Raw genomic sequence first — 26,571 nt, forward strand, 5'->3', positions numbered from 1 at the left:
GGCGGACCAGCGGATCGGCAGGACCCCAGCGGGACGTCACAATGCGGCAGGCCCCAGCCGGCAGGGCCAGGCCGAGGGGGCGGCCGCGGCGGGCCTACCGGCGGACCGGGAGGCCCCAGCAGGCGCCGCCATGGGCGGCAGACCCCGGGAGGCGGTGCCAGCCGACGGGGCGGGCGGACCAGCGGATCGGCAGGACCCCAGCGGGACGTCACAATGCGGCAGGCCCCAGCCGGCAGGGCCAGGCCGAGGGGGCGGCCGCGGCGGGCCTGCCAGCGGACCGGCAGGCCCATGGGACGTCACATCCACGGCAGGCCCCGGCAGGCGTCGGCGGTCGACGCGGCGGGGGATCGGTCGCGCGGGTCAGTCGGAGAGCAGGCGGCCCCGCTGGGCCAGTAGGAACTTCTTGAAGGCTGCCACCGGTGGGGTGTCCAGATGGCCGTCGAGCCAGGCGACGCCGATCTCGCGGACGGCGCGCGGGGCGGTGACCGTCAGTTCGACGACCCCCGGGCGGGGCACGGTGGGCGGCGGCAGCAGGGCCACGCCGAGCCCTGCGGCGACCAGCCCGCGGAGTGTCTCGGCCTCCTCCCCCTCGAAGGCGATCCGGGGCTTGAAGCCGGCCTCCTTGCACAGGTCGTCGGTGATGCGGCGCAGGCCGTAGCCGGGTTCGAGGGTCACGAACGTCTCGTCGGCGGCCTCGGCGAGCCGGACGCGTCGGCGGGCGGCGAGGCGGTGGTCGGCCGGGACGACCAGGCGCAGCTTCTGCTCGTCGAGGCGGCGGCCGACGAGGTCCGGCGCGTCCGGCACGGGGGAGGTGAGGCAGAGGTCCAGCTCCCCTGCCCTGAGCCGCTCGATCATCGCCTCGCCGTAGTTCTGGACGAGGCTGAAGCGGACCCGCGGGTGGTCGGCGCGGAAGGCGCGGATGAGCCCGGGCACCGTCTCCCAGCCCATGGTGTGCAGGAAGCCGAAGGCGACCTTTCCGGTGGCCTGGTCGGCGTCGGCGCGCACCTCGTCGGCGGCCCGCTCGATCTCGGCGAGGGCACGTTCCACGGAGGCGAGGAAGGTGCGCCCCGCGGGCGTGAGCGAGACGGTCCGGCCGCGGCGGGCGAACAGGTCGACGCCCAGGTCCTGTTCGAGCCGGACCATCGCCCGCGACAGGGTCGACTGCGGGACCTGCATCTCCCGCGCGGCACGCGTGACGTGCTCGGTGCGGGCGACCCCGGCGAAGTACGCGAGCCGGGGAACCAGTAGCGCAACGATGTCTTCTGTGTCACTGAACGGTGACAGGTGATCCTGTGACCTCTGCTGATGCACCATGGGAACGATTATGACGAATCCGTGCATTGGACGGATGAGCGAGGGCGTACGTAGCTTCGAGGCATGTCTCCCGCCAGTACCGGGGCGTCCACCGTCGTGGGCGCCGCCTCCACCGTCCCTGTCACCGACTCCCGTCTGGCCCCGGGCGGCCCCGGCTACCGCCGGATGAGCTTCGCCCTCTTTCTCGCCGGTGTCGCGACCTTCGCGCTCCTCTACTCCACCCAGGCCCTGCTCCCGCTGATCTCCGACGAGTTCGGCGTGGCGGCGAGCGAGGCGAGCTGGACGGTGGCGGCGGCAACGGGCGGACTGGCGCTGTTCGTCCTGCCGATGAGCGCCCTGTCGGAGCGGTTCGGACGGCGCACGGTCATGACGGCGTCCCTGGGGGCCGCGGTGACGCTGGGGCTCCTGGTCCCCTTCGCCCCCTCGCTGACCGCGCTGGTCGCGCTGCGGGCACTGCAGGGCGCGGCCCTGGCCGGTCTGCCGGCGTCGGCGACCGCGTATCTCGCGGAGGAGGTCCGGCCCAGGGCCCTGATCACGGCGATCGGCCTGTTCGTCGCCGGGAACAGCGTCGGAGGGATGAGCGGCCGGGTCGTCACCGGCTGGGTCGCGCAGGAGTGGGGCTGGCGGATCGCGGTCGGCGTGGTCGGCGCGCTCGCGGTGGCGTGCGCGGTGGCGTTCCGGGTGCTGTTGCCGGCACCGAAGCACTTCACGCCGGGCTCCCTGCGCCCGCGCGTCCTGGTCCGCACGGTCCGCGACCATCTCTCCGACCCGCTGCTGCGCCGGCTGTACGCGATCGGCGCCCTGTTCATGACGGTGTTCGGCGGCGTCTACACCGTGATCGGCTACCGCCTGACCGACGCTCCCTTCGGCCTGCCCCAGGGCGTCATCGGTTCGATCTTCCTCGTCTACCTGGTCGGTACGGTGTCGGCGTCGGCGGCGGGCCGGCTGGTGGGCCGCCTGGGCCGCCGCGGGTCCCTGTACCTCGCGGGCGGTACGACGGCGACGGGCCTGCTCCTGTCCCTGGCGGACTCGCTCGCACCGGTACTCCTCGGCCTTGTCCTGATCACGGCCGGGTTCTTCGCGGGCCACGCGGTGGCGTCCTCGGCGGTCAGCAAGGCGGCGACACTTGGCCGGGCCCAGGCGTCGGCGCTGTACCAGTCGGCGTACTACATCGGCTCCAGCGCGGGCAGCACGGTCGGAGCGGTGGCCTTCCACGCGGGCGGCTGGGCCGGGACGGTCGGTGTCGGCGTGCTGGCGGTCCTGGGCGTCGTGACGATCACGGTGTTCGGGTCGCGTGCGGCACGGGTCGAGCGGCGACTGGCGGCGGCGTAGCCGCCGGGCCCGCCGACAGCCACCTGACCTGCGGCTTCCCTCACTCGAGGCGCCGTTGTCAGTCCCCTGCGGTAGCTTCCAAGTGCGGGGCGCGAAGGCGCGCACGACAGGAACGGCCACAGGGGTGGGTGGACCATGACCGACAGCACGGCGACGACGGACCTCGACGTCAGGCTGGAGCAGTACCGGACCGAGCTGACCGGCTACTGCTACCGCATGCTGGGCTCCTCCTTCGAGGCCGAGGACGCGGTGCAGGACACGATGGTCCGCGCCTGGCGCAGCTACGACAGGTTCGAGGGCCGCTCCAGCCTCCGTTCCTGGCTCTACCGCATCGCGACCAACGTCTGCCTGGACATGCTGACGGCGGGCAGCAAACGGGCCAGGCCCATGGATCTCTCGGAGTCCACGCCGCTCTCCCGGGCCGCCCTGTCCCCGCGCCCGGACGACACCTGGCTGGAGCCGATGCCGGATGCCCGTGTCCTGCCGAGGGTCGAGGACCCGGCGGAGGCGGCGATCGCCAAGGAGTCCGTGCGGCTCGCGTTCATGGCCGCCCTGCAGCAGCTCCCGCCCAAACAGCGGGCGGTACTGATCCTGCGCGAGGTGCTGGCCTGGAAGGCGAGTGAGGTCGCCGAGCTGCTCGACACCTCCGTCGCGTCGGTCAACAGCGCCCTGCAGCGGGCCCGGGCGACGCTCGCCGAGCGGGACGAGAAGGCTGCCGACGCGGCCGTGTCCGACCCGCTCGACGAGGAGCAGCAGAAGCTGCTCGAGCGTTATGTGGCGGCGTTCGAGGGCTACGACATGACCGCGCTGACGGCCCTGCTGCACGAGGACGCGGTCATGACGATGCCGCCGTTCGACCTGTGGCTGACCGGCCACGAGGACATCAGCGGCTTCATGACGACGCTCGGTGCCGCCTGCGAGGGCTCGCGTCTGCTGCCGGTGCAGGTCAACGGCCTGCCGGGGTTCGCCCAGTACAAGCCGGACCCGGAGGCGGGCGGCTTCACCCCGTGGGCGGTGCAGGTCCTGGAGATCTCAGACGGCCGGCTCACCGGGTTCCACTTCTTCCTCGACACCAAGCGCTGGTTCCCGCTGTTCGACCTGCCCCTCCATCTCGAAGCGGAGTCCGACGAGGTCGAGAAGGGCGGGTAGTCCGGGGTCCGGGTCGCACAGCCGTATCCGTCCCCCGGCCCGCCGGGCGGCGAGCTGAAGCCGCGCCAGCAGGTCGACGGCAGCGAGCCCCGGCGGCCCGAGCCCGGCGACGTCGCACACCACCACCCCGGCACCGGTGGCCTCCAGCAGCGCCCGCACGTCGTCGCTCAGCCCCGTCACCTCGTCCCGGGTGACAGGGCCGACCAGTACGAGCACGGCGGGTGTCATGGCGTCCACGACCGGTAGACCGGGCGAACGCCCACAACTCATCGGGCGCCGGACCCGGCCTCTCGACGGGACGGACCCGGCAAGGATCACGTTGACCGGCTCCCCTTCCTCCCCCGGGGGTTGCCTGTAGTCAGGAGATACGTTCCAGCACCACAGGCGACGCCGTGAACTCCGTCCCCGCCGCCCCGATGTCGTACGAGCCCTCGACCGCCTGCAGGGCGTACTCGAAGCGCTCCGGGGTGTCCGTGTGGAGGGTGAGCAGGGGCCGGCCCTCGGTCACCGTGTCGCCCGGCTTGGCGTGGAGCTCGACGCCCGCGCCCGCCTGCACCGGGTCCTCCTTGCGGGCGCGGCCCGCACCCAGGCGCCAGGCGGCCATACCGATGTCGTAGGCGTCCAGTCGGGTCAGGACACCGGACGACGGGGCCTTGACGACGTGCTGTTCCTTCGCGGTCGTCAGAGGCGCGTCCGGGTCACCGCCCTGGGCTGCGATCATGCGGCGCCAGACGTCCATCGCCGAGCCGTCGGCCAGGGCCTTCGCCGGGTCGGCGTCCTTGACGCCCGCCGCGTCCAGCATTTCCCGGGCCAGCGCGATCGTCAGCTCCACGACGTCCGCGGGGCCGCCGCCCGCCAGGACCTCCACCGACTCGCGGACCTCGAGCGCGTTGCCCGCGGTGAGGCCCAGCGGCGTCGACATGTCCGTCAGCAGGGCGACCGTCTTCACGCCGTGGTCCGTGCCCAGGCCCACCATGGTGGAGGCCAGCTCACGTGCGTCCTCGATGGTCTTCATGAAGGCGCCCGTGCCCACCTTCACGTCCAGGACCAGCGAGCCCGTGCCCTCCGCGATCTTCTTCGACATGATCGAGGAGGCGATCAGGGGGATCGCCTCGACCGTGCCGGTCACGTCACGGAGTGCGTAGAGCTTCTTGTCCGCCGGGGCCAGGCCGTCGCCCGCCGCGCAGATCACCGCGCCGGCGGTGTCCAGGACGTGCAGCATCTCCTCGTTGGACAGCAGCGCGCGCCAGCCGGGGATGGACTCCAGCTTGTCCAGGGTGCCGCCGGTGTGGCCGAGGCCGCGGCCGGACAGCTGGGGCACGGCGGCACCGCATGCGGCCACCAGGGGTGCCAGCGGAAGGGTGATCTTGTCGCCGACGCCGCCCGTGGAGTGCTTGTCGGCCGTCGGGCGGGTCAGCGACGAGAAGTCCATCCGCTCGCCGGAGGCGATCATGGCCGCGGTCCAGCGGGCGATCTCCCGGCGGTTCATGCCGTTGAGGAGGATCGCCATGTTGAGCGCGGCCATCTGGTAGTCGGCGACCTCCCCGCGGGTGTACGCGTCGATGACCCAGTCGATCTGATCGTCGCTGAGCTCACCGCGGTCCCGCTTGGTGCGGATGACGGAGATGGCGTCCATGGCCATGGCTTTCCTTCCCAACATTCGGAAACCGCGCGGCCCCCCGAGCCGGTCGGATCAGCGGGGCCGCACGGGAGTTACCTGGTGAGATGCCCGGGCCCGAAGGCCTGCGGCAGCATCTCCGACAGCGGCAGCACTCCCACCGGCGTCTCCAGGAGCAGGCCGGGGCCGCCGAACTCGAACAGCAGCTGCCGGCACCGCCCGCACGGGACGAGGATGTCGCCGTTGCCGTCGACGCAGGTGAAGTGCGTCAGCCTGCCACCGCCGGTGTTCCGCAGCTCCGACACCAGCCCGCACTCGGCACACAGACCGAGACCGTACGAGGCGTTCTCGACGTTGCAGCCGGAGACCGTGCGGCCGTCGTCGACCAGGGCCGCGACCCCGACCGGGTAGCCCGAGTAGGGGGCGTACGCCCGGGACATGGCGTCCCGGGCCACCGCACGCAGCATCTCCCAGTCGACGTCGGCGGCCGGCGTCACTTCCCTTGTCCCTTCCTGTACGGCAGGCCGTCCGCCTTCGGCATCCGCAGCCGCTGGGCCGACAGAGCGAGGACGACGAGCGTGACGACGTACGGCATGGCGGAGACGACCTGGTTCGGGACCTCGTTGGTGGTCGCGTACCAGGTGAACACCAGGGCGCCGATGAGCAGGGTGATCGAGGAGGCGGTGTACTTCTTCCGGAACGCCAGCCAGATCGCGCCGATGACCAGCAGGAGCGCACCGAGCAGCAGCAGCGCGTGGACGTTCTCGGAGCCGCCGCGCAGGTTGAGGCTGTCGGTGTAGCCGAACAGGCCCGCGCCGATGGCGAGTCCGCCCGGCATCCAGTTGCCGAAGATCATCGCGGCGAGACCGATGTATCCGCGGCCGCTGACCTGGCCTTCCAGGTAGAAGGGGTTGGCCACGATGGACAGGAACACGCCGCCGAGGCCGGCCAGACCACCGGAGATGATCACGGCCAGGTACTTGTACTTGTAGACGTTGACACCGAGCGACTCGGCCGCGACCGGGTTCTCCCCGCAGGAGCGCAGGCGCAGGCCGAACGCGGTGCGCCACAGGATCCACCAGGTGCCGGGGACCAGCGCGACGGCGATGAGGGTCAGCCAGGAGACGTTGGTGACCAGACCGCCGAGCAGACCGGCGATGTCCGAGATCAGGAACCAGCCCTGCTCGTTCAGGTCCCGGAGCGCGTCGGAGAGTCCGGGCACCGTGAAGTGGCCGAGGGACTCCACCGCCGGGGACTGCTTGGCGGAGCCGCCCGGGTGGCCCACGAAGGCGAGGGGTGCCAGGTAGCGGGTGGCGCCGAGGGCGAGGATGTTGATGGCCACGCCGGAGACGATGTGGTTGACGTTGAACGTGACGGTGACGAACGCGTGCAGCAGGCCGCCGATCGCGCCGCCGGCGACGCCGACCAGGACACCGGTCCACGGACCCCACTGGAATCCGGCCCAGGCGCCGAACCAGGTGCCGAGGATCATCATCCCCTCGAGGCCGATGTTGACGACGCCCGCGCGCTCGGCCCACAGGCCGCCGAGACCGGCGAGGCCGATCGGGACGGCGAGCTGGAGCGCGGTCGACATCTGGCTGACGTTGGTGATGCCGTCGGCACCGGTGATGATGCGGACGATCGAGGTCAGCGCCAGAGCACCGGCGATGACCAGGAGCAGGACGGGCCACGACATACGGCGGCCGGTCGGCGCCGTGGGCTGCAGCGTGGGCTGGTTGACATCGGTCGCGGTGGTCATCGGCCAGCCACCTCCTTGTCGGTGTTGTCGGTGGTGGCACCGAGGACGCGGCCGGCGGCCAGCTCCGCGCCGACCCGGCGCTGCTGGCGGCGCAGACCCCACTCGCGGACGGCCTCGTAGGAAACGACGACGGACAGCACGATCAGGCCCTGCATGATGACCGCGATCTCCTTGTCGTAGCCGTGGAAGTCCAGCTCGGGCGAGGCCTTGTCGAGCCAGGCCCACAGCAGGGCGGCGAAGGCGATGCCGACCGGGCTGTTGCGGCCGAGCAGCGCGATGCCGATGCCGAGGAAGCCGATGCCGGTGGGGAAGTTCAGGCTGTAGGTGTGGGTGTCGCCGAGCAGGATCGGCAGACCCGCGAGACCGGCGATGGCACCGGAGAGCAGCATGGCGGTCAGCACCATGCGCTTGGGGTCGACACCGCTGGCCGCCGCGGCCGACTCCGAGGCGCCGGAGGCGCGCAGGTCGAAGCCGAAGCGGGTGCGGTTGAGGACGACCCAGTAGCCGATGCCGAGCAGGACGGCGAGGAAGACCAGGCCGTAGATCTCGCCGGAGTCGCCCAGGTCGATGCCGGGCACCCAGCCGGACTCGTGCATCTCACCGGTGGTGTTGTTGTTGCCGACCTTGACGCCGAAGACGTCCGGCAGCCACAGGTAGGCGATGACGGCGGTCGCGATCGCGTTGAGCATGATCGTCGCGACGACCTCGCTGACCCCGCGGGTGACCTTGAGGACACCGGCGATGCCGGACCACAACGCGCCGGTGCACACCGCGGTGAGGATGAGCAGCGGGACCTGGAGCGCCGCCGGCAGGTTCGCGTGGGCGCCGACGATCGCGGCCATCATGGCGGCGAGCTGGTACTGGCCGTCGACGCCGATGTTGAACAGGTTCATCCGGAAGCCGATGGCCACCGCGAGCGCCGCGATGTAGTACATCGAGGCCTGGTTGATGATCAGGACCTGGATGTCGGAGAACGTGGCCTGCTCGAACATCAGCGAGAACGGCTCGACCGGGTTCTTGCCCGACGCGATCAGCACGATCGCGATCAGGACGAAGGCCACGGCGAGCGCGATGACCGGTCCGGCCACCGCGAGGAGCACGCGCTCCTTGTCGAACTTCTTCATCAGCGGGCCTCGTCTTCCGGACTCTCCGGGGCACCTTCCGGAGACTCAGGGGTCTGTTCGGGGGTCTCTTCGTGTTCGAGGTGCCCGGTCACGGCACCCGTCATGGCCGAGCCGAGCTCCTCCGGGGTGATGGTGGCCGGGTCGGCGTCGGCGACCAGCTTGCCGTTGTAGATCACGCGGAGGGTGTCGGACAGGCCGATCAGCTCGTCGAGGTCGGCGGAGATCAGCAGCACGGCCAGGCCCTCGCGGCGGGCGTCGCGGATGTGGTCCCAGATGGCGGCCTGGGCGCCGACGTCCACACCGCGGGTGGGGTGGGCGGCGATGAGGAAGCGCGGCTTGCTGCTCATCTCCCGGCCGACGATCAGCTTCTGCTGGTTGCCGCCGGACAGGGATGCGGCGGTGACGTCGATGCCGGGGGTGCGGACGTCGTACGCCTCGACGATCCGGCGTGTGTCCTCCTGGGCGGCCTTCGGGTCCAGCCACACACCCTTGGCGTTGGGCTTCTCGGTGACGTGGCCGAGGATGCGGTTCTCCCAGAGGGGGGCCTCCAGGAGCAGGCCGTGCCGGTGGCGGTCCTCGGGGATGTAGCCGATGCCCTGCTCGCGGCGCCTGCGGGTGGCCCAGCCGGTGATCTCCTCGTCGGCCAGCGCGATGCGGCCGGAGTCGGCGGCCTTGAGACCGATGAGCGCGTCGACCAGCTCGGTCTGGCCGTTGCCCTCGACTCCGGCGATGCCCAGGACCTCGCCCGCGTGGATGGTGAAGGTGATGTCGTCGAGGAGGGCCTTGCCGCCCGGCGCCTGCAGACGCAGCTTCTCGACGGCGATGACCGGGCGGTCGGTGACCGTGGACCCGGCGGTCTCGGGCGTGGGCAGTTCGCTGCCGACCATCATCTCGGCGAGCTGGCGCGGGGTGGTCTCGGCGGGCACGGCCGTGCCGACCGTCGTGCCGCGGCGGATGACGGTGATCTCGTCGGCGACCGAGAGGACCTCGCCCAGCTTGTGGGAGATGAAGATGACCGACAGACCCTCGGACTTGAGTTCCCGCAGGTTGTCGAAGAGCGCGTCCACCTCCTGCGGCACGAGTACGGCCGTCGGCTCGTCCAGGATCAGCGTGCGGGCGCCGCGGTAGAGGACCTTGAGGATCTCCACGCGCTGGCGGGCGGCGACGCCGAGCTCCTCGACCAGGACGTCGGGGCGCACCCCGAGGCCGTACCGGTCGGAGATCTCCTTGATCTTGCGGCGGGCCTTGGCGCCGATGCCGTACAGCTGCTCGCTGCCCAGCACCACGTTCTCGAGCACCGTGAGGTTGTCGGCGAGCATGAAGTGCTGGTGCACCATGCCGATGCCGCGGACGATGGCGTCCGCCGGCGACGAGAAGGCGACCTGCTCGCCGTCGATCGCGATGGTGCCCTCGTCCGGCTTCTGCATGCCGTAGAGGATCTTCATCAGCGTCGACTTGCCGGCGCCGTTCTCGCCGACGAGGGCATGGACGGTGCCCTTGCGGACGGTGAGATGGATGTCGTGGTTGGCCACGACGCCCGGGAAACGCTTGGTGATTCCGGCGAGTTCGACGGCGGTCACTTGACCGTTGACCGCCGCGCCGGCCGGAGGGCTGCTGGACGCGTTGATGGCGCACTCTCCTGGGGACGGGGGTCGTCTACGCGCGTAGCGCCCCTATGGCTCGAAACGGGCGGCGCACCGGGACAACGGGGTGCAGGGAGACCCTCCCCGTACCCCGTTGAGCGGACGCAACCCCGCGGTTACACGCTGCTCAGGGTGTAGAGGGTGCCGGTCAGGGCCCGCCTGATCCATGCGACACCCCCTGCTGCTCAGCTCGACTGGACCTTGATCTCGCCGCTGATGATCTTCTCCTTGGCCGTGTCGATGGCTTCCTGGAGCTCGGCGTTGTCCGCGAACTTCGGGTTGGAGTTGGACAGGCCGACCTCGCCGGTCTTCAGATCGCCCCTGACGATACCGGTCCCGGGCTTGCCGCCCTTGACCGACTTCGCCAGGTTGTAGACCGCCTTGGCGACGTCCTTCATCGCCGAGGTCAGGATGGAGTCCTTGCACTTGGCAAGGGCTTCCTGCTGGTACTGGTCGGAGTCGACGCCGATCGCCCAGACCTTGTCGGCGGCGGCGGCCTCGATCACTCCCTGGCCGGACAGACCGGCCGCCGCGTAGACGACGTCGGCCTTCTTCTCTATCTGCCCCTCGGCGGCCGTCTTGCCCTTGTCGGGGCTGGAGAAGCCGCCCTCCTCCGCCGTCTGCGTCAGGTACTGCGAGAGCACCCTGACCTTCGGGTCGGTGTCCTTGACGCCCTGCTCGAAGCCCGCCTGGAACTTGTGGATCAGCGGGATGTCCACACCGCCGACGAAGCCGACGACGTTGCTCTTGGTGCTCTTGGCGGCGGCGACACCGGCCAGGTACGAGGCCTGCTCCTCGGAGAAGACCAGGTCGGCCACGTTCTTCGCGTTGATCGTGGAGTCGTCCACGATGCCGAAGGTGGTGTCCGGGTACTTCTCCGCGGCGGCCTTGACGGCCGGCGCGTAGGCGTAGCCGACGCCGATCACCGGGTTGAAGCCCTGCTTGGCCAGGGAGGCCAGGCGCTGCTCCTTGTCGGCGTCCGTCTCACCCTCGGTGGGCTCGATGTCGGCCGTGTCGTAGCCGAACTCCTTCTTCGCCTGCTCCAGGCCCGCGAACGCGGCGTCGTTGAAGGACTGGTCGCCCTTGCCGCCGACGTCGTACGCGATGGCGAGACCCTTGTCGCCCTTCGACTCCGACGAGCTGGAGGTCGAGGTGCCGCCGCAGGCGGAGAGCGCGAGGGCCAGAGAGGCGGTCGCTGCGCCTGCGACCGTGATCCGGGAAATCCGGCGCATGGTGTGGTGCTCCTGTCGTAACAGCGCCTGACAGTTCAGCATCGGCGCTGGCTTCGCCGCAGAGTAACGCGCGTAGACCCGCCTGAAAACCCCTTCTGTCCACCTCGTTATCCGCCCGTGGCCAAGGCTGTTCGCCTCCGTGATCACAGGCTTGCCGGCCGCGGAGGAGGCGTGGCGGTGGGTGACCTCCGGCCGGAACGCCGAAGCGGGCGGGCACTCGGGGCGCCCGCCCGCTTCCTATGGATTCGCCGCGTTCGCCCGTTCAGGTGGAACAGGCTTCGGCCGTCCCTGCTCCTACTCGGTCTTGACCTTGATGGTGCCGTCGTTGATGCCTTCCTTGGCCTTGGCCACGGCAGCGGAGAGGCCCGCGATCTTCGCGAACTGGGGGTTGCTCTCGGCCAGGCCGACGCCGTTCACCTTCAGGTCGAAGGTCTGGACGCCGGTCAGCGGCTTGCCGTCCTTGACGGACTTGGACAGGGCGTACACCGCACCGCCGACGTCCTTCAGGGCGGAGGTCAGGATGTAGTTCTTGTACGACGCGAGGGCTGCCTGCTTGTACTGGTCGGAGTCGACGCCGATCGCCCAGATCTTCGCCTTGGCGGCGGCCTCGATCACACCCTGACCGGACAGGCCGGCGGCCGCGTAGATGACGTCCGCGCCCTTCTCGATCTGGCCCTCGGCGGCGGCCTTGCCCTTGTCCGGGCTGGAGAAGCCACCCTCCTCGGCCGTCTGGGTCAGGTACTGCGAGATGACCTTGACCTTCGGGTTGGTGTCCTGGACGCCCTGCTTGTAGCCGGCCTCGAACTTGTGGATCAGGGGGACGTCGACACCGCCCACGAAGCCGACGGTGTTGGACTTGGTGGCCTTGGCGGCGGCGACGCCGGCGAGGTACGAGGCCTCCTGCTCGGCGAAGACGAGGGACGCCACGTTGTCGCCCTCGACCACGGAGTCGACGATGCCGAAGGTGGTCTTCGGGTACTTCTTGGCCGCGGCCTCCATCGCGGGGCCGTAGGCGAAGCCGACGCCGATGACCGGGTTGTAGCCCTGCTTGGCGAGGGAGACCAGGCGCTGCTCCTTGTCGGCGTCGGTCTCGCCCTCGGTGGGCTCGATGTCGGCCGTCTTGTAGCCGAACTCCTTCTGGGCCTTCTGCAGACCGGAGTACGCGGCGTCGTTGAAGGACTGGTCGCCCTTGCCGCCGACGTCGTAGGCGATGGCGAGACCAAGATCCTGCTTGGTGCCGCTGTCGCCGCTGTCACCGCTGGTACCGCCACAGGCCGTTGCGGCGAGCGCGAGCGACGCGACCCCCACCGCGACGCGGGTCAGTTTGGATATCCGACGCATCTGAAGTTCCCCATTCTCCAAAGCCCCGCAGGTGGGTGCTCGGTTCGGCGCAGATTAACGCGCGTAGACACTCCTGGGAACGGGGTTTCGCGTTGCCGTTATCCATTCGTGCCGATGGCCGGTTACACCCTTGTGAACCACCGGACCGAAAGGTGTGCTTGGGGCACCGCGCCCGCCGGTCCCACAACTATCCGTATGTCTGGGGTGCCTCCAGCGTGATGGCGCAGCTGTCGGACGCCACGCGCCCAGACTCCCTCGGCCCCGCCCCGCTCGCAACCGGAGCGGAGCCGCGCCGCGTGCCGGGGCTGTCCTGCGGAGCAGGTCGGAGCAGTGCCGGGGCCGGGCGGGGGGGTGGACCGACGAGTACGCGGCGGATGCGCGTGCCGAGCCTCGCGGCTTCGGCATGATCCGCCGCAGGGGCCCTACAGGCCGCCGTCGATCAGTGCGGCCGCCGTGAAGAGTTCCACGCCCACCGTGATCGCCGACTCGTCGGCGTCGAAGTCTCCCTGGTGCAGGTCGCGCACCGTCCGCTCACCGGGCGTGCGCACGCCGAGCCGGGCCATGGCGCCGGGCACGTGCTGGAGGTACCAGGAGAAGTCCTCGCCGCCGAGGCTCTGCTCGGTGCCCTCCACGGCGTCGGGGCCGCGCCGGACGGCCATGGCTTCACGCAGCAGCTCGGTCACGATCTGGTCGTTGACCACGGGCGGCACTCCGCGCACATAGTTGATCTCCGACTTGGCCCGGTGCAGGTTGGCGATCTCGTCGATGGCCGCGACCACGATGTCGGGCGCCTGCCGCCATGCGTCGATGTCCAGGCACCGCACGGTGCCGGACAGCTCGGCGTGCTGCGGAATCACGTTCGGCGCGTGCCCGGACTCGATGCGTCCCCAGGTCACGGCCAGTCCCGCACGGGTGTCGACGCGGCGGGCGACGACCGCGGGCACGTCGGTGACGACCCGCGCGGCGGCGGTCACGAGGTCGGTGGTGAGGTGGGGCCGCGCGGTGTGCCCGCCGGGCCCGTCCAGGGCGACCTCTAGCCGGTCGCACGCGGAGGTGATCGCACCTGCCCGCAGCCCGATCCGCCCCGCGTCCACCCGGGGATCGCAGTGCACGCCGATGATGCGCCCCACGCCTTCGAGCACCCCGCAGTCGATGGCGTCGGCGGCGCCCCCGGGCAGCACCTCCTCCGCGGGCTGGAACAGCAGCCGCACGGGCCGGGGCAGCAGCCCCTGCTTGTGCAGCTCCGCGAGCACGAGGCCGGCGCCGAGCACCACGGTCGTGTGCACGTCGTGCCCGCAGGCGTGCGCCCGGTCCGGCACGGTCGACCGGTACGGGCACTCGCTCTTCGTGTCCGGAATGGGCAGGCCGTCGATGTCGGCGCGCAGGGCGAGCATCGGCCGCCCCCCGTCCCAGTCGCCGATGTCACAGATGAGCCCGGTCCCGACCGCGAGCACGCGGGGGCGCAGCCCGGCCTTCTCGAGCCTCGCCTTGATCGCCGCGGTGGTGCGGAACTCCTGGTTGCCGAGCTCGGGGTGCATGTGCAAGTCACGCCGGAACGCGACGAGTTCGGCACGCAGCTCGTCGCTCAGCGTGCCGGGAAGCAGCGCTTCCCCCGGAAGATCGACCTCGGACGCTTGGGACATCAGTTGCTTCACCCTCTGAAGGGTAGGACGCCGGGATGGCCTGCTGACCCACGATCAACAAAAGATCAGCCCGTTGGGGAAGAATATCTGCCCGCCCGACGCTTGGGATTCGGTCGGGATGGGTACACTCGCCGGACTTCCGGCCGAGCTGCCACCCATCCACACCTCCACGCATACCACGCCCCGCACGAACCAGGGTGATCTGTTCACCTGTCGGGACCACGCGGCGAAGGCACCGTGACGGACCGGCGAGGAGCGGATTCCCAGGACGCAGACGGAATTCGGCCTGGTGGGCGGGCCTGGCTCGGCGACCCCGGTCGTGATGCTTCTCACGGGTTGAATCACCCCCGATAGGGTGCCCCACCGTGAGCGCCGAAACCGAGACCCCGGACTTCGTCCAAACCACCCGCGCCTCGTACGACGCGATGGCCGCCTACGCGGAGGCCTTCCCCGACGGTCTGGGCGACAGGCCCATGGACCGCGCGCTGGTCACCGGGTTCGCCGAGCTGGTGCGGGCCGCCGGCACCGCTCCGGTGGCAGACGTCGGCAGCGGTCCCGGCCACGTCACCGCGAGACTCCACTCGCTCGGCGTCCCGGTCTTCGGGGTCGACGTCTCACCCCGGATGGTGGCCCTGGCCCGCCGGACGCACCCCGGGCTCCGCTTCCACGTCGGTTCGATGACGTCCCTGGACCTCCCGGACCAGACCCTGGGCGGCATCATCGCCCTCTACTCGATCATCCACGTCCCGGACGACCACCTGCCGGCGACGTTCGCCGGGTTCCACCGCGTGCTGGTGCCCGGCGGGCACGTCCTGCTCGCGTTCCAGTCCGGCGAGGAGGACGACCGGATGCGGCTCACGGAGCGCTTCGGCCACGAGATCTCGCTCGACTACTACTGGCGCACGCCGGACACGGTGGCCGCGCACCTCACGGAGGCGGGCCTGTGCCTCCAGGCCCGGGTCCTGCTGGAGCCCCCCAGGGACGCGAAGCGCCCCCGCGCCTTTCTCCTGGCCCGCAAGCCCGAGCAGACCCGCACGCCACACCAGGCATGACGACGGCCTAGACCGCGCTCACCGCCGACAGCCGGTGCACGTCCCGGGCCGTCCCCGTGACGCCGGAGAGGAACCCCTGCGCTCTCGGTGACGCGTTCTCCGTGAGCCAGGCGGGGTCGATGTCGCACACAGCGACCCGGACCTCCGTGCCCGCCAGGGCCAGCGGCAGGGTGTGGACCACGGTCGACGGGAAGCTGAGGATCGTGCGGCCGATGGGGCCCCGGCGGGCGATCAGTTCCAGCGGGAGCTCGGGGCGGACGATCTCCAGGCCGGTCTGCACCGCCAGCCGGTGGAGTTTCTCCGTGCTCTCGCGCCGGTGAGCGAAGTAACGGGTCGTCCCGTGCGCCTTGGCCAGGGCCTGGACGGCCTCCAGATACCGGTCGCCGTCGACGACGCCCGTCTCCACCAGTGACGTACCGACCATGTCGGCGCCCTTGGTGATCCGGGGCGGGCCGAAGCGGGAGCGGGTCCAGGCGAAGGCGTTCGCCGTCACCGTCACGCCTGCCGGGGTCTCCTCCATCGGCATGGCGGAGAAGATCTCCACCCGCCGCTTGTCGCCCGGCGTCAGCCGGCGCCGGGCCGAGGCCGACACCGGCGCGAAGACCAGGTCCCGCGCGCCTCTGCGGCCGCCCTTGCGGTGCCACCGCACGAGCCGTTCCCCGCGGGCGAGCTGGGCGACGAACTCCATCGTCGCCGTGCCGTCGTCGACGACGACCAGGTCGCGGGCGCGGGTGATCGTCAGCAGCAGCTGCACGTAGCGCGAGAACGGGTCCCCGAGGACGATGCGGTCCGCCCGGCGGAGCATCCCCGCCAGGCCCCCGATCGTCTGGAACGGGGCGGCCGGGCCGCCCCGCGCCTCCTCCCAGCGGACCTCGTGGTCCTCCTCGCGGGCCAGCTCGGCCATGCGGCGCAGCTGGCCGCGGGTCATGGGGTCGATCGGGGACAGGACCACGAGGGTGAGCCCCGCGCCGAGCGCGTGCTCGCGGGCATGCGCCCACTCCAGCACGTTCAGCAGCTGTACCGGACTCTCGACGAAGGCGAGAGTGTGGGGGCCGGCGGACCCGGCGCGGGGGCTCATCGACGTATGACCGTCCCGTGATTCGACGTATGACCGTCCCGTAAGGGGTTCAACCTCAGACCGCGACCGGCTCGCCCGCCGCCGCCGCGATCTCCGCCTCGGCGACGACACCGGAGACGCGGCGCAGCTTCTTCATCGGGCCGAGCTCGGACTCGTAGACCTTCTTCACGCCGTCGCCGAGCGAGGCCTCGATGGTGCGGATGTCCCGGACGAGGCGTGTCAGGCCCTGCGGCTCGACGGAGGCGGCCTGGTCCGAGCCCCACATGGCACGGTCGAGGGTGATGTGGCGCTCGACGAAGGCGGCGCCGAGGGCGACCGCGGCGAGCGTGGTCTGCAGGCCGGTCTCGTGGCCGGAGTAGCCGATCGGAACGTTCGGGTACTCGGCCTGGAGGGTGTTGATGACGCGGAGGTTCAGCTCCTCCGCCTTGGCCGGGTACGTCGACGTGGCGTGGCAGAGCAGGATGTTGTCGCTGCCGAGGACCTCGACGGCGTGGCGGATCTGCTTCGGGGTGGACATGCCGGTGGAGAGGACGACCGTGCGGCCGGTCGAGCGCAGGGCGCGCAGCAGCTCGTCGTCGGTGAGGGACGCGGACGCGACCTTGTGGGCCGGGAGGTCGAACTTCTCCAGGAAGGCGACGGCCTCGGTGTCCCACGGGGACGCGAACCAGTCGATGCCCTTCTCCTTGCAGTACTCGTCGATCCGGCGGTACTCGTCCTCGCCGAACTCCACGCGGTGGCGGTAGTCGATGTACGTCATCCGGCCCCAGGGGGTGTCGCGCTCGATGTCCCACTGGTCGCGCGGCGTGCAGATCTCGGGCGTGCGCTTCTGGAACTTGACGGCGTCGCAGCCGGCTTCGGCGGCCACGTCGATGAGCTTGAAGGCGTTCTCCAGCTCGCCGTTGTGGTTGATGCCGATCTCGCCGGTGATGTAGACGGGCTGCCCGGGGCCGGCGGTCTTCGAACCGAACGTGCGCAGACGGGAGTCGGTGCTCATGGCAGAACTTTCCTTAACTGGGGAGGGAATCGAGGGAGGGGCCGAGGATCCAGCCGGCGATCTCCCGGATCGCGCCGTCGCCACCGGGGACGGTGGTGACCGCGCGTGCGGCGCCGCGTACGACGTCGTGGGCGCTCGCGACCGCCACGGGCCAGCCGGCGAGGGCGAAGCACGGGAGGTCGTTGACGTCGTTGCCGACGTAGAGCACGCGCTCGGGCGCGATGCCCTGCTCCTCGCACCACTGCTTCAGCGCGAGGTCCTTCCGGTCGATGCCGTGCAGGACCGGGATCTTGAGCTTCCGGGCGCGGGCGGCGACGACCGGGTTCTGCTCCGTGGAAAGGATCAGCATCTTCAGGCCGCTCTCGCGCAGGGCCGCGATGCCGAGGCCGTCTCCGCGGTGCACGGAGACGAACTCCTTTCCATCGGCGTCGATCAGCACCCGGTCGTCGGTCTGGGTGCCGTCGAAGTCCAGTACCACCGCGTCGATGTCCTCGGCGGCCGGCAGCGAACCGATGGGGGTCCCCCCGCTCCGGCGAAGGCGAGAGTGGGGGAGGTCCGCGTCCAGGAGGGGGGCGAGGGCCCGTGCCCGCGCCAGGTCGTGCGGGTCGTCGATCTCCAGCACGCGGGACGGGTCGGTGCGCACGAGCTCGGTGCGGCCGAAGAAGCGGTGGCGGTGCTCGCGGAAGCCGGCCGCGTCCATCGCGTAGGCGGCGCCGGTCTCCAGCAGGTCCTGGGGACGGTCCTGGCGGCGGGGGCGGAAGGACTTGTCGTGGTTGACGCCGTGACCGCCGCTGTTCTCCTCGGAGTTCACCTCGTCCGTGCCGTCGCGCCAGATGAACCCGTGGAACGGCGCCACGGTCACCGCGGTGTCGGCACCGTTCCCGACGACGGCGGCGGCGACCGCTTCCACGTCCTCCCGGACGATGAACGGGCTGGTGCACTGGACCAGCAGGACCACGTCGACGGCCGCCCCGTGCAGGGCCTCGTGTGCCTCCATCGCGTGCAGGACGGCGGCCTCCGAGGTCGCCGTGTCCCCGGCGATGGCGGCCGGCCGCAGCACCACCTCGGCGCCCGCCGCACGCGCGGCCGCCGCGATGGCCTGGTCGTCGGTGGACACGACGACGTCCGTCACCAGCCGGGTGGCCCGGCACTCGCGCACGGCGCGGGCCACCAGCGGCACTCCGCCGACGGGGGCGAGGTTCTTCGCGGGCACGCCCTTGGAACCGCCGCGCGCGGGAATCACCGCGAGCACCCGGCGCACCGAAGTGCCCCGACCCGCTTCCGGGTTGGACATGGGTTCTGCTCCTTGACGTGGAATCGGGCGGCTCACAGCTCCCCCATCCGCCGGATGACGGGCGCGACACGCTGCACCCCGTGCCGGTAGGCACCCCGCGCCGCACGGCGCACGATCTGCCGCACCGGTCCCGGCTCCTTGCCGGCGGCGGGGGCGCCCGGCAGCGGTGTGCCGTCCGGGCCGAGGTGGTGGCGGGCGAGGATCCCCGGCAGATAGCCGGGCGCGGACGCCGGTGTGTAGTAGGGGACCAGGGGCGGCAGGCCGCCGGGCCGGTCCAGGAGCCTGGCGATCCGCTTGCGGGCGGTGTCGAAGGCCGTGGCGTACGAACCGTCCGCGGCGACTCCCTGGCGGGCCACCCACTCCTCGTCGGGCGCCGGCCGGTGTCCGGCGTCAAGCTGGTCCCAGGAGGCGAGGCAGCCGGAGCCGACGAAGTGGTGGTTGCCGAGCACCTCGCGCACTCCGAGGTCCGTCAGCACCACCGTCGGGACACGGCGGTGCAGCGCCTCCAGGGCGGCCGTGGAGCTGACCGTCACCAGAAGGTCGGTCCGGTCCAGGACCTCGCCCATGTGCCCGTACACCAGGCGGAAGTTGGGCGGCAGGTCGAGCCTCTGCGCCAGCTTCTGGTAGGGCAGCTCCTCGATGTGCGTGGTGTGTTCGCCGGGCTTGGAGCGCAGCTTGAGCTGCACCTCCCGGTCGGGGTGCAGCCGCGCGTGCTGGACGAGCCGGTTCAGCAGGTACGTACGGTCCTTGCGGCTGTCCGGCACGGACGGCTGGGCGGCGAACACGACCGTGTAGGGGTCGTGTTCCCCCGTGTGGGCGGCTCCGCCCAGGAACGGCAGCGCCACCTCGGTGACCGCCGAGGAGTCGGCGCCGACACCGTCGTACACCGCGCGGAAACGGTCCGCGTCCTGACGGGAGTTGGCGAGGACGAGGTCCGCGCCGTGCCGCAGCAGCAGGCCGTCGGCGAGCTTCTCGTAGACGACGCCGACGTAGCCTGTGACGACGACGGGCCGCTTCGCCCGGCCCTCCCAGACCCGCTTGAGGCCGTGCAGCATCGCCTGCACGCCGCCGCCGACGAGGGCGAGCACGACGATGTCGTACGACTCCTCGGCCATGGCGCGCAGGAACTCGACGGCCGTGACCTCGCGCAGGGAGTCGGCGCGTACGCCCACCTCCGCCAGCTGGCGGGCCGTGGGCGTGGCCCGGCCGCGCAGCAGGAATCCGCTCAGGGCGGGGCCGGGTTGCGCGTCGTGGCGCGGTCCGGCTTCCATGGACGGGACCGGAGCGATGCGGTCCGCGGTCAGCGCACCCCATTTCCAGCGGGTGTCGGAGTCCGCGAGGACGGCGATTCGCGGGGAGTTCTCTGTACTTGGCGGCACGTCGATGACGCTAGGAAGCAATTCCTAGGTATGGCCCAACCGTGAATCAACGAAAAGTTAACAACACCCCACCGAGAGCCGAACTGGCCGGCCGAAGACCGGGAAGTATGCGGGATGCACCGTTCCGACACATTGAGTTCACCCCCTGTACGTTCACCGGAAAGTTCCCCTGCCGGGGTGCCTTCTAGGATTTCGCAGGTGCCAAAGCTTTCCGTGATCGTGCCGTTCTACAACGTCCAGCAATACGCCCCGGACACCCTCAGAAGCCTTCGCCTAAACGCCCGCGGCGACTTCGAATTCGTCCTGGTCGACGACTTTTCGAAGGACGAGACCTGGGCCATTCTCGAACGCGCGGCCGAGGAGCTCTCGGACGTCGCCCGGGTGCGTCTCGTCCGCCATGAGAAGAACGGGGGGCTCGCCACCGCGCGCAACACCGGCCTGGACGCGGCGCAGGGCGAGTACCTGACGTTCCTGGACGGCGACGACTGGCTGGCCCCGGGCTACCTCGCCGAACTGGTGTCGGCGATCGAGGAGTTGGGCTGCGACTTCGTCCGCACCGACCATGTGCAGGCCACCGCCCGCGCCCGGACCGTGCACCGGGCCCCGGTCGGACCGCGGGGCGAGGTACTGAACCCGCGCGAGGCGATCCTCCCCGCCCACCGCACGACGTCGGTGGACTACGCCTACGCCTGGGCGGGCGCCTATCACCGCCGGCTCCTTGACAAGGATCTGCTGCACTTCACCGACGGACTGCGGACGGCCGAGGACCGGCCGTGGATCTGGAAGCTGCACCGCGAGGCGGAGTCGTTCGCCGTCGTGAGCCTGCTCGGCGTGTTCTACCGGCGCGGGGTCGCCTCCTCGCTCACCCAGATCGGCGACGTCCGCCAGCTCGACTTCATCCGTGCCTTCGACCAGGTCGTCGAGGAGACGGCGGCCGACCCCGACGCCGGCCGGCTGCTGCCCAAGGCGGTACGGACCTACTGCGCGATCATCGCCCACCACCTCGCCGACGAGGACAAGTTCGAACCGGCCGTCGCCAAGCGGCTGCGGACGATGAGCGCGGCGGCCATAAAGCGCATGCCTCAGGACATGCTCGGCGACGTGCTCGACTCCATGGACCTGCACCGCTCCTCCAGGCTGCGGCGGCTCAGGCGCCGGATCAGCTCAGCGAAGGCGGCCGCCTGATGTCCCGTACCACCCAGATCTTCTGCGCCTCGACGCTGTACGGCGCCGCCACCCTGGCCGCCGCGGTCGACTCCGGCCTCTTCGCCGAGCCGGACCGCCGCGTGCTGCTGGTGTTCAACAACTCCATGACCCCGGAGACCACCCCGGCCGTGGACGAGATGCCGGGCTTCGCGCCGCTGCGCGACCACTTCGACGACGTGCTGTCCTGGAACGACGCCATCCGCCCGTTCCACCCCGGCGCGTGGACCCCGCGCCCCGACGACGTCCCGCTGTTCGAGCGCTATCTGCGGCTGCTGTGGGGGCTGGGCGACGACCGCGTGCAGCTGGTCCTGGAGTCCATCCAGGTCACCCCCGCCCTGACGGTGGCGCAGCTGTTCACCGGCGCCCCGATCGACGTGTACGCCGACGGCCTGATGAGTTACGGCCCCACCCGCAACAAGCTCGATCCGCTGGTCGGGACCCGGGTGCGCAGACTGCTGCACCTGGATCTGGTGCCGGGACTGACGCCGATGCTGCTGACCGAGTTCGAGGTGCCCGCGCACGTCGTGCCGGCCCCGGCGTTCCTCAAGGTGATGAGCGAGCTCACCGAGGCGGTACCGGAGTTGCCCGTCCTGCCGGACGACGCGGCGCTGCTCCTCGGCCAGTACCTGTCGGCGCTGAACATCCTCTCCGCCAAGGAGGAGGAGGAGCTGCATGTGCGGATGATGCGGGGCGCGGTCGGGCGCGGGCACCGCACGATCGTGTTCAAGCCGCATCCCACCGCGCCGGCCCGTTACAGCCGCGCCCTGGAGGCCGAGGCCGAGAAGCTGGGCGTCGCGCTCACCGTCCTTGACACGCCCGTGCTCGCCGAGGTGCTGTTCGAGAAGGCGCGGCCGGGGCTGGTCGTCGGCTGTTTCTCGACGGCGCTGTTCACGGCCTCCGTGTTCTACGGGCTGCCGGTCGCCCGCGTCGGCACCGAACGGCTCCTGGACCGTCTGACGCCGTATCAGAACAGCAACCGGGTGCCCGTCGTCCTGGCCGACGCCGTGCTGCCGGACCTGGAGGGCAGGAGGGGCGAGGAGGCTGTTCCGGCCGACACGCTGAACGGCCTGGTCACCGCGGTCGGCTTCGTCATGCAGCCGCAGCTGTACACGGCCCTGCGCCCGGCCGCCGAACGCTACCTCTCCCAGCACCTCGGCCCGCGCACCCAGCGCTACGTCAGGCGCAAGAGGCTCACCTCGCTCGGGCTGCCCGGCGGCATCCCGGAGCGGCTGGCGTTCCTGCCCCGCAGCACCGCGGCCCGCCGGGTGGTCCGGCGGGCCCGGGCCGTGAAGAAGGCCATGCGGCGCTGAGCCAATCAGAGGTGAACAGGGGGATAAAGGTCAGGAAACACCGGACAATCAAGGTGACGACGGTGTACCGCGACCTCCGCCGACCACCGGGGTGAGCGGCGGGCCGGGTGCCGAGGGGGGGACCCTCGGCACCGTCGGCCGGGACGTCGCCGTCGCTCAGCCGCCCAGGACGGCCCGCAGGTCGGCGGCGTTCGCCTCGGTGACCTTCCACAGCTCCTGCTGCCGGCCGTGCACATCGGCGACGGTCGCGGTGTGGTCGGCGAGCAGGTCCCTGGACCGCTCGACGAGCCGGGCGGCGAGGTGGCGGTCGTGCACGGACACACCCCACTCGGGCCGCCCGATGTCCCGCAGGAAGTACGCCATCTTCGGGTGCGAGATCAGGCTGATGACGGGCGTGCCGCAGCCGAACGGGATCATTCCGGCGTGGCCGCGCATGCCGATCACCAGCTTGGTGCGGGCGTACAGATCGCGGATCCCGTCGTTCTCGAAGTCGTACATCGGGATGACGGGCAGCGATATGCCGTGTTCGCGGCGCAGGTCGAAGGCGATCTTCTCGTCGTCGAGCGAGTGCGCCGCGCACTTCACCTCGGCGAGCTCGCCGAGATCCCGCACCGCCTGGGCCATCTGGTTCAGGAAGTAGCCGTAGTCGTGGCCGAAGCGCAGGCCCGCGCGGTCGTAGGCGGCGTTGACCAGGATGGTGTCGTCGCGCCGGGCCGGGTCCTGCCAGCCGTCGACGAGTTGGCGGGTGACCGTGGTCGGGCAGGGCTGGAAGCGCACCTTGTCGTGCAGGCGGGCCGGGAGCATGGCGCGCACCTTCTCGATCGAGCCGTGGTTGCGCAGCCCGAAGAAGGAGGAGCGCTCGACGAGTTGGCGCAGGCTGGAGCGGAAGCGATCGGCGCGGTAGGACTGGCCGTCGAAGGCGTTGAAGCCGACGGCGTAGACCGCGATCGGCACGTCGATGCGGTTCAGCAGTTCGTCCGGGACGTTCCACTGCCAGGCGCTGTTGCCGTTGGGCATGGTGTCCGGGATGAACAGGCCGCCGCCGCCGACGACCAGGCCGCGCCGGGCGTTGACCCGCTGCAGGGCCGCCTCGTCGAACAGGCGGTGGGCGTGCACCGGGTGCCAGCGGCGGGATGTGGTGTCACGGTCGAAGGCGAGGCGGACGCTCTCCGGCAGCAGCTTGTCGCCCGCGTTGCCCTGTCGGTCCATGTAGAAGGCGACGTGCGCCAGCTGCTCCTGGGCGCTGCCCTGCTCCTGGGCCGGCACGGCGGCCGCGCGCTGCGCCCACAGGCGGCTGGGGCGGTGGGTGATGTCGACGGACATGCCGGCCGTGGCGTACCGCAGGGCCTCGGCGTTGTTGCCGTTCACCCAGGCGATCTGGGCGAGGCGGGCGTAGGCGGTGGCGGCCCGGTTGGGGGCGGCGGTGGCCAGCAGGAGCTGCGCCTTTGCCTCCTCGTAGCGGGAGACGCTCATCAGGGCGTGGCCGAGCACCTCGTGCGGCCAGGCCTCGTCGAGCGGGATGCGCACGCTGCTCAGGACGTCCACGGCGTCCTGGTAGTCGCCGGCCGCGATGTGGGCGGCGGCGACCTTGCGGGCGATCTCGACGTCCGAAGTGCGCTTGACGTGCGGGGTGCCGTAGTGGACCAGCAGGTCGTGGTGCAGGCCGCCGGAGGAGGCCAGGTAGGCCGCGTGGAAGTCGGCGTCGGACAGGTCGAACTCGCGCCAGCGGTCCTCGGCCTGGCTGTATCCGGCCTCGCCGCCCTGCCAGGGCTTGTGGCGGCCGGTGAAGTGCAGGATCGCGGTGTCCTCGGGGACCGGGAGGTCGCCGGACAGCCGCCGCTTGACGAAGTTGTAGCGCGGGTCGAGGCGCACGAAGTCGCCGTCGAGGACGGCGTTGAGGATGCCCTGGTCGTGCTTGTCGAGCTCGTAGTCGCCGCTGCGTCCGCAGCGGTCCAGCCTGGCGCAGAACTCGTCGCTCAGGTACTCGCGCTGGATGACCAGCAGTCCGGAGTTGAGCTTGTGCTGCCCGTAGAAGAACTGCGGGACGGCCGCGAGGCCCTCGCGCAGCTGGAGCAGTTCGCCCAGGTCGCCGAGGACGACCATGTCCGTGTCGAGGGTGATGACGGTGTCGTACTCGCGGAGCCTGAAGACGTCGAGGATGAAGTACGCCTTGCGGACCAGGTAGTTGTCCTGGTCGCCCTTCTTGTACGAGTCGTAGTGGCCGGCGTCGACGCGGCGCAGCACGATGCGCGGGTGCAGGGCGCGGATCTTGGCGATCGAACCGGGGCGCAGGTCGTCGTGGAGGACGACGAAGTCCTCGCACACGCTGGGGTTGGACAGGGCGAGGCTCTTCAGCAGGACGAGGAAGCCAGGCAGGTAGTTCTCGTCGACGAAGCTCGCGAAGGCTATGCGCCGCTTGCCGGTGAGGGCGTGCGCGTAGGTCGCCGGGGCCTGGGCGGCGGCGGCCGAGGCCGGGGAGGTCATGGTCATCGCAGGGAGATCCTCATGTCGGTCACGCTCTGGGCCCGCTCCATGACCCATGCCTTCTCGCTGGTGTATTCGTGCACGGAGGTGATGGCCAGCTTCATCGCCTCCTGGACGCGGTAGGCGCCGCTCTCGTAGAAGTCGAAGCCGATCAGGTCGAGGGTCGGGCTGACGTCCAGGAAGTCCAGCAGGAACAGCATGTTGAAGCCGGTGGTCGGGATGCCCGACCAGACGTCGGTGCCGAGCTTGCCGATGTTGCGGACGGGCCAGCGCAGCGACTCGTCACCGAGGTAGGTCTGTGCGCCGGGCACCAGGCGGTTGCGCAGCGAGTACTTCCAGTCGCCGGAGATGCCGCCGAACACCAGCCGGGTGGTGACCTGCTTGTCCCAGTTGAAGCCGTGCTTGTGGATGGTCGCGTGGATGTCGGTGCGGGTGCCGGTGTGCTTCGGATCGATCCTGTACGAGTTGAAGCGCACCACCAGGTCGTACGCGTCGATCTGGGCACCCATCGAACTGCTGCCGGCGCGGCCGGAGTTGGCTATCAGGCAGACGGACTTGCCGGCGATCTGGTTGCGGAACTCGCCCAGGGTGATCCACTGCACGCCGCCGATGGCGGGGTCGGCGACCGGCCCGCGCATCCGGCTGCGGCGCTGCTCGGCGTAGAGGGCGACGGCCTCGGTGTACGCGGGCAGGCCGGCGGCGTCTGCGTGGTCGATGGTGTCACCGCGCAGGTCCAGGTACTGGCTGAGCAGTTCTTGCCGGTCGTTCACCGGGGCGTCCTCGGCGGCCAGCGCCAGGAGCGCTCCCACGAGGCGGGGCTCGGCCTGGTCCCAGTCGCCGACGGCGTGGGCGGCGAGGCCCTCGGCCCACACGTCGGTGGCGGGGCCGCGGGCGAACTCCTGGGCGCGTGGGCACTGGCGGCCCAGCAGGGCGAGCAGTTCCCGCTCCATCTCCCCCGCGACGCGCAGTCCGGCGATCCGGGCGCGGACGCCGAACCCGTCCTCGTCGGTGAGTCCGAGGTAGCGCTCGTACGCCTCCAGGGCCTCGGTCTCCTCGCCGAGGGCCTCCAGGAGGCGGGCGCGCAGCCGCCAGCCGGCACGGGAGTTCTTGCGCTCGGCGAGGACGGTGTCGCTGATGACCAGGGCGAGGTTCAGCTCGTCGTCGTAACCGCACTCCAGCGCCTTGTTGGCGACGGCGAGCAGGGCGTCGAGCAGTTCGTTGCCGAGGCCGGAGGCGGGGGCCGCGGCGCCCTTGACGGCACGCTTGAGCAGAGCGGTGGCACCACCGGCCGGGGCGGGAGCGGGGGCGGCGGCCTGGGACGTGCCCCACACGACGAGCAGCTTTCTGAGCTGCTCGGCGAGTTCCACGCGACGGCGGTCGATGCTGCCGACGAGTTTGCCGCTGTGCACGGCACAGGCGCGCAGGCAGTCGTCCAGCTCCCCCCCACGTGCACGTGCCCTTCTGTTCTGGACCCTCGTCATGACGCTCCTGTTTTTGCCAAGCCAAATGCTGAGTTTGTTGCCGTTCAACTGGCCCTTAGGGGGATGTTGAGAAAAATTAGGAAGCCAAAACGACGTCCAGGTGAACTCGCCGGGACCACAGGGATAATCGTTGGCCGG

The 26,571-nt window shown here is 70.8% G+C and carries 21 protein-coding genes; 5 read left to right on the forward strand and 16 right to left on the reverse strand.

What is annotated here, in order from left to right:
* Positions 1-360 precede the first annotated feature (360 nt).
* Positions 361-1,314, reverse strand: a complete 954-nt coding sequence (locus ACZ562_RS07400; protein WP_471174882.1) for a LysR family transcriptional regulator — start codon at positions 1,312-1,314, stop codon at positions 361-363.
* A gap of 63 nt (positions 1,315-1,377) precedes the next feature.
* On the opposite strand from ACZ562_RS07400, the gene ACZ562_RS07405 reads away from it, so the two are divergent.
* Both ACZ562_RS07405 and ACZ562_RS07410 read left to right on the forward strand, forming a co-directional pair.
* Positions 1,378-2,646 (forward strand): MFS transporter, encoded by a 1,269-nt coding sequence (locus tag ACZ562_RS07405; protein WP_471174884.1) that lies wholly within the window; start codon positions 1,378-1,380, stop codon positions 2,644-2,646.
* A 135-nt stretch (positions 2,647-2,781) separates the two neighbouring features.
* On the forward strand, positions 2,782-3,795 hold the full coding sequence (locus tag ACZ562_RS07410; RefSeq protein ID WP_471174886.1) for a sigma-70 family RNA polymerase sigma factor: 1,014 nt from the start codon (positions 2,782-2,784) through the stop codon (positions 3,793-3,795).
* On the opposite strand, the gene ACZ562_RS07415 is transcribed toward ACZ562_RS07410, so the two are convergent.
* The 9 genes from ACZ562_RS07415 to ACZ562_RS07455 form a co-directional block, all read right to left on the reverse strand.
* Positions 3,679-4,065, reverse strand: coding sequence for an STAS domain-containing protein (locus tag ACZ562_RS07415; RefSeq protein ID WP_471174888.1), 387 nt, complete (start codon positions 4,063-4,065; stop codon positions 3,679-3,681). The two genes, ACZ562_RS07410 and ACZ562_RS07415, sit on opposite strands and share 117 nt — an antisense overlap.
* Positions 4,066-4,153: 88 nt before the next feature.
* Positions 4,154-5,437 (reverse strand): thymidine phosphorylase, encoded by a 1,284-nt coding sequence (locus tag ACZ562_RS07420; protein WP_471174890.1) that lies wholly within the window; start codon positions 5,435-5,437, stop codon positions 4,154-4,156.
* Positions 5,438-5,508: 71 nt separating this feature from the next.
* Positions 5,509-5,910 carry a cytidine deaminase gene (locus ACZ562_RS07425; RefSeq protein ID WP_471174891.1) on the reverse strand — a complete coding sequence of 134 codons (402 nt, stop codon included), beginning with the start codon at positions 5,908-5,910 and terminating at the stop codon, positions 5,509-5,511.
* On the reverse strand, positions 5,907-7,172 hold the full coding sequence (locus ACZ562_RS07430) for an ABC transporter permease (protein WP_471174892.1): 1,266 nt from the start codon (positions 7,170-7,172) through the stop codon (positions 5,907-5,909). The genes ACZ562_RS07425 and ACZ562_RS07430 overlap by 4 nt, the downstream gene beginning before the upstream one ends.
* Entirely contained in the window at positions 7,169-8,296 is a 1,128-nt protein-coding gene (locus ACZ562_RS07435; RefSeq protein ID WP_471174894.1) for an ABC transporter permease, read from the reverse strand. The genes ACZ562_RS07430 and ACZ562_RS07435 overlap by 4 nt, the downstream gene beginning before the upstream one ends.
* Entirely contained in the window at positions 8,296-9,876 is a 1,581-nt protein-coding gene (locus ACZ562_RS07440) for an ABC transporter ATP-binding protein (protein WP_471174896.1), read from the reverse strand. The genes ACZ562_RS07435 and ACZ562_RS07440 overlap by 1 nt, the downstream gene beginning before the upstream one ends.
* 248 nt (positions 9,877-10,124) lie before the next feature.
* Positions 10,125-11,171: a BMP family lipoprotein gene (locus ACZ562_RS07445; RefSeq protein ID WP_471174898.1), complete on the reverse strand. Its 1,047-nt coding sequence runs from the start codon at positions 11,169-11,171 to the stop codon at positions 10,125-10,127.
* A 294-nt stretch (positions 11,172-11,465) separates the two neighbouring features.
* The gene (locus ACZ562_RS07450) at positions 11,466-12,512 is read right to left on the reverse strand and encodes a BMP family lipoprotein (RefSeq protein WP_471174900.1); all 1,047 of its coding nucleotides are present in this window, start codon (positions 12,510-12,512) and stop codon (positions 11,466-11,468) included.
* 422 nt (positions 12,513-12,934) lie between these two features.
* The gene (locus ACZ562_RS07455; protein ID WP_471175656.1) at positions 12,935-14,155 is read right to left on the reverse strand and encodes a M20 family metallopeptidase; all 1,221 of its coding nucleotides are present in this window, start codon (positions 14,153-14,155) and stop codon (positions 12,935-12,937) included.
* 425 nt (positions 14,156-14,580) lie between these two features.
* Here ACZ562_RS07455 and ACZ562_RS07460 point away from each other — a divergent pair, with 425 nt between their 5' ends.
* Positions 14,581-15,207 carry a class I SAM-dependent DNA methyltransferase gene (locus ACZ562_RS07460; RefSeq protein ID WP_471175658.1) on the forward strand — a complete coding sequence of 209 codons (627 nt, stop codon included), beginning with the start codon at positions 14,581-14,583 and terminating at the stop codon, positions 15,205-15,207.
* A gap of 7 nt (positions 15,208-15,214) precedes the next feature.
* Here ACZ562_RS07460 and ACZ562_RS07465 read toward each other — a convergent pair whose 3' ends face one another.
* From ACZ562_RS07465 to ACZ562_RS07480, 4 genes are read right to left on the reverse strand one after another with little or no spacing between them, the layout of a single operon-like run.
* Complete coding sequence (locus tag ACZ562_RS07465) at positions 15,215-16,285, reverse strand: hypothetical protein (RefSeq protein WP_471174902.1); 1,071 nt, start codon at positions 16,283-16,285, stop codon at positions 15,215-15,217.
* Between the two features lie 55 nt (positions 16,286-16,340).
* On the reverse strand, positions 16,341-17,279 hold the full coding sequence (locus ACZ562_RS07470; RefSeq protein WP_471174904.1) for an N-acetylneuraminate synthase family protein: 939 nt from the start codon (positions 17,277-17,279) through the stop codon (positions 16,341-16,343).
* 13 nt (positions 17,280-17,292) lie between these two features.
* Positions 17,293-18,573 (reverse strand): cytidylyltransferase domain-containing protein, encoded by a 1,281-nt coding sequence (locus ACZ562_RS07475; protein ID WP_471174906.1) that lies wholly within the window; start codon positions 18,571-18,573, stop codon positions 17,293-17,295.
* Between the two features lie 32 nt (positions 18,574-18,605).
* Positions 18,606-19,952, reverse strand: a complete 1,347-nt coding sequence (locus ACZ562_RS07480; protein WP_471174908.1) for a DUF6716 putative glycosyltransferase — start codon at positions 19,950-19,952, stop codon at positions 18,606-18,608.
* 198 nt (positions 19,953-20,150) lie between these two features.
* Here ACZ562_RS07480 and ACZ562_RS07485 point away from each other — a divergent pair, with 198 nt between their 5' ends.
* On the forward strand, positions 20,151-21,137 hold the full coding sequence (locus ACZ562_RS07485) for a glycosyltransferase family 2 protein (protein ID WP_471174910.1): 987 nt from the start codon (positions 20,151-20,153) through the stop codon (positions 21,135-21,137).
* Positions 21,137-22,468 (forward strand): alpha-2,8-polysialyltransferase family protein, encoded by a 1,332-nt coding sequence (locus ACZ562_RS07490; RefSeq protein ID WP_471174912.1) that lies wholly within the window; start codon positions 21,137-21,139, stop codon positions 22,466-22,468. Before ACZ562_RS07485 ends, ACZ562_RS07490 begins: the two co-directional genes overlap by 1 nt.
* A 156-nt stretch (positions 22,469-22,624) precedes the next feature.
* On the opposite strand, the gene ACZ562_RS07495 is transcribed toward ACZ562_RS07490, so the two are convergent.
* Both ACZ562_RS07495 and ACZ562_RS07500 read right to left on the reverse strand, forming a co-directional pair.
* On the reverse strand, positions 22,625-24,958 hold the full coding sequence (locus tag ACZ562_RS07495) for a glycosyltransferase (RefSeq protein WP_471174914.1): 2,334 nt from the start codon (positions 24,956-24,958) through the stop codon (positions 22,625-22,627).
* Positions 24,955-26,433, reverse strand: a complete 1,479-nt coding sequence (locus ACZ562_RS07500) for a glycosyltransferase family 29 protein (protein WP_471174916.1) — start codon at positions 26,431-26,433, stop codon at positions 24,955-24,957. The genes ACZ562_RS07495 and ACZ562_RS07500 overlap by 4 nt, the downstream gene beginning before the upstream one ends.
* Positions 26,434-26,571: the final 138 nt, after the last annotated feature.

The sequence above is a fragment of the Streptomyces sp. NPDC040410 genome, from assembly GCF_055595715.1.

What these genes read in the sequence shown, in the direction of transcription:
- ACZ562_RS07455 (WP_471175656.1), bottom strand. Translation starts at nt 14,155, where the DNA reads ATGTCCCAAGCGTCCGAGGTCGATCTTCCGGGGGAAGCGCTGCTTCCC.
- ACZ562_RS07490 (WP_471174912.1), top strand. Translation starts at nt 21,137, where the DNA reads ATGTCCCGTACCACCCAGATCTTCTGCGCCTCGACGCTGTACGGCGCC.
- ACZ562_RS07450 (WP_471174900.1), bottom strand. Translation starts at nt 12,512, where the DNA reads ATGCGTCGGATATCCAAACTGACCCGCGTCGCGGTGGGGGTCGCGTCG.
- ACZ562_RS07445 (WP_471174898.1), bottom strand. Translation starts at nt 11,171, where the DNA reads ATGCGCCGGATTTCCCGGATCACGGTCGCAGGCGCAGCGACCGCCTCT.
- ACZ562_RS07460 (WP_471175658.1), top strand. Translation starts at nt 14,581, where the DNA reads ATGGCCGCCTACGCGGAGGCCTTCCCCGACGGTCTGGGCGACAGGCCC.
- ACZ562_RS07420 (WP_471174890.1), bottom strand. Translation starts at nt 5,437, where the DNA reads ATGGCCATGGACGCCATCTCCGTCATCCGCACCAAGCGGGACCGCGGT.
- ACZ562_RS07500 (WP_471174916.1), bottom strand. Translation starts at nt 26,433, where the DNA reads ATGACGAGGGTCCAGAACAGAAGGGCACGTGCACGTGGGGGGGAGCTG.
- ACZ562_RS07415 (WP_471174888.1), bottom strand. Translation starts at nt 4,065, where the DNA reads ATGAGTTGTGGGCGTTCGCCCGGTCTACCGGTCGTGGACGCCATGACA.
- ACZ562_RS07405 (WP_471174884.1), top strand. Translation starts at nt 1,378, where the DNA reads ATGTCTCCCGCCAGTACCGGGGCGTCCACCGTCGTGGGCGCCGCCTCC.
- ACZ562_RS07495 (WP_471174914.1), bottom strand. Translation starts at nt 24,958, where the DNA reads ATGACCATGACCTCCCCGGCCTCGGCCGCCGCCGCCCAGGCCCCGGCG.
- ACZ562_RS07475 (WP_471174906.1), bottom strand. Translation starts at nt 18,573, where the DNA reads ATGTCCAACCCGGAAGCGGGTCGGGGCACTTCGGTGCGCCGGGTGCTC.
- ACZ562_RS07465 (WP_471174902.1), bottom strand. Translation starts at nt 16,285, where the DNA reads ATGAGCCCCCGCGCCGGGTCCGCCGGCCCCCACACTCTCGCCTTCGTC.
- ACZ562_RS07435 (WP_471174894.1), bottom strand. Translation starts at nt 8,296, where the DNA reads ATGAAGAAGTTCGACAAGGAGCGCGTGCTCCTCGCGGTGGCCGGACCG.
- ACZ562_RS07410 (WP_471174886.1), top strand. Translation starts at nt 2,782, where the DNA reads ATGACCGACAGCACGGCGACGACGGACCTCGACGTCAGGCTGGAGCAG.
- ACZ562_RS07400 (WP_471174882.1), bottom strand. Translation starts at nt 1,314, where the DNA reads ATGGTGCATCAGCAGAGGTCACAGGATCACCTGTCACCGTTCAGTGAC.
- ACZ562_RS07470 (WP_471174904.1), bottom strand. Translation starts at nt 17,279, where the DNA reads ATGAGCACCGACTCCCGTCTGCGCACGTTCGGTTCGAAGACCGCCGGC.
- ACZ562_RS07430 (WP_471174892.1), bottom strand. Translation starts at nt 7,172, where the DNA reads ATGACCACCGCGACCGATGTCAACCAGCCCACGCTGCAGCCCACGGCG.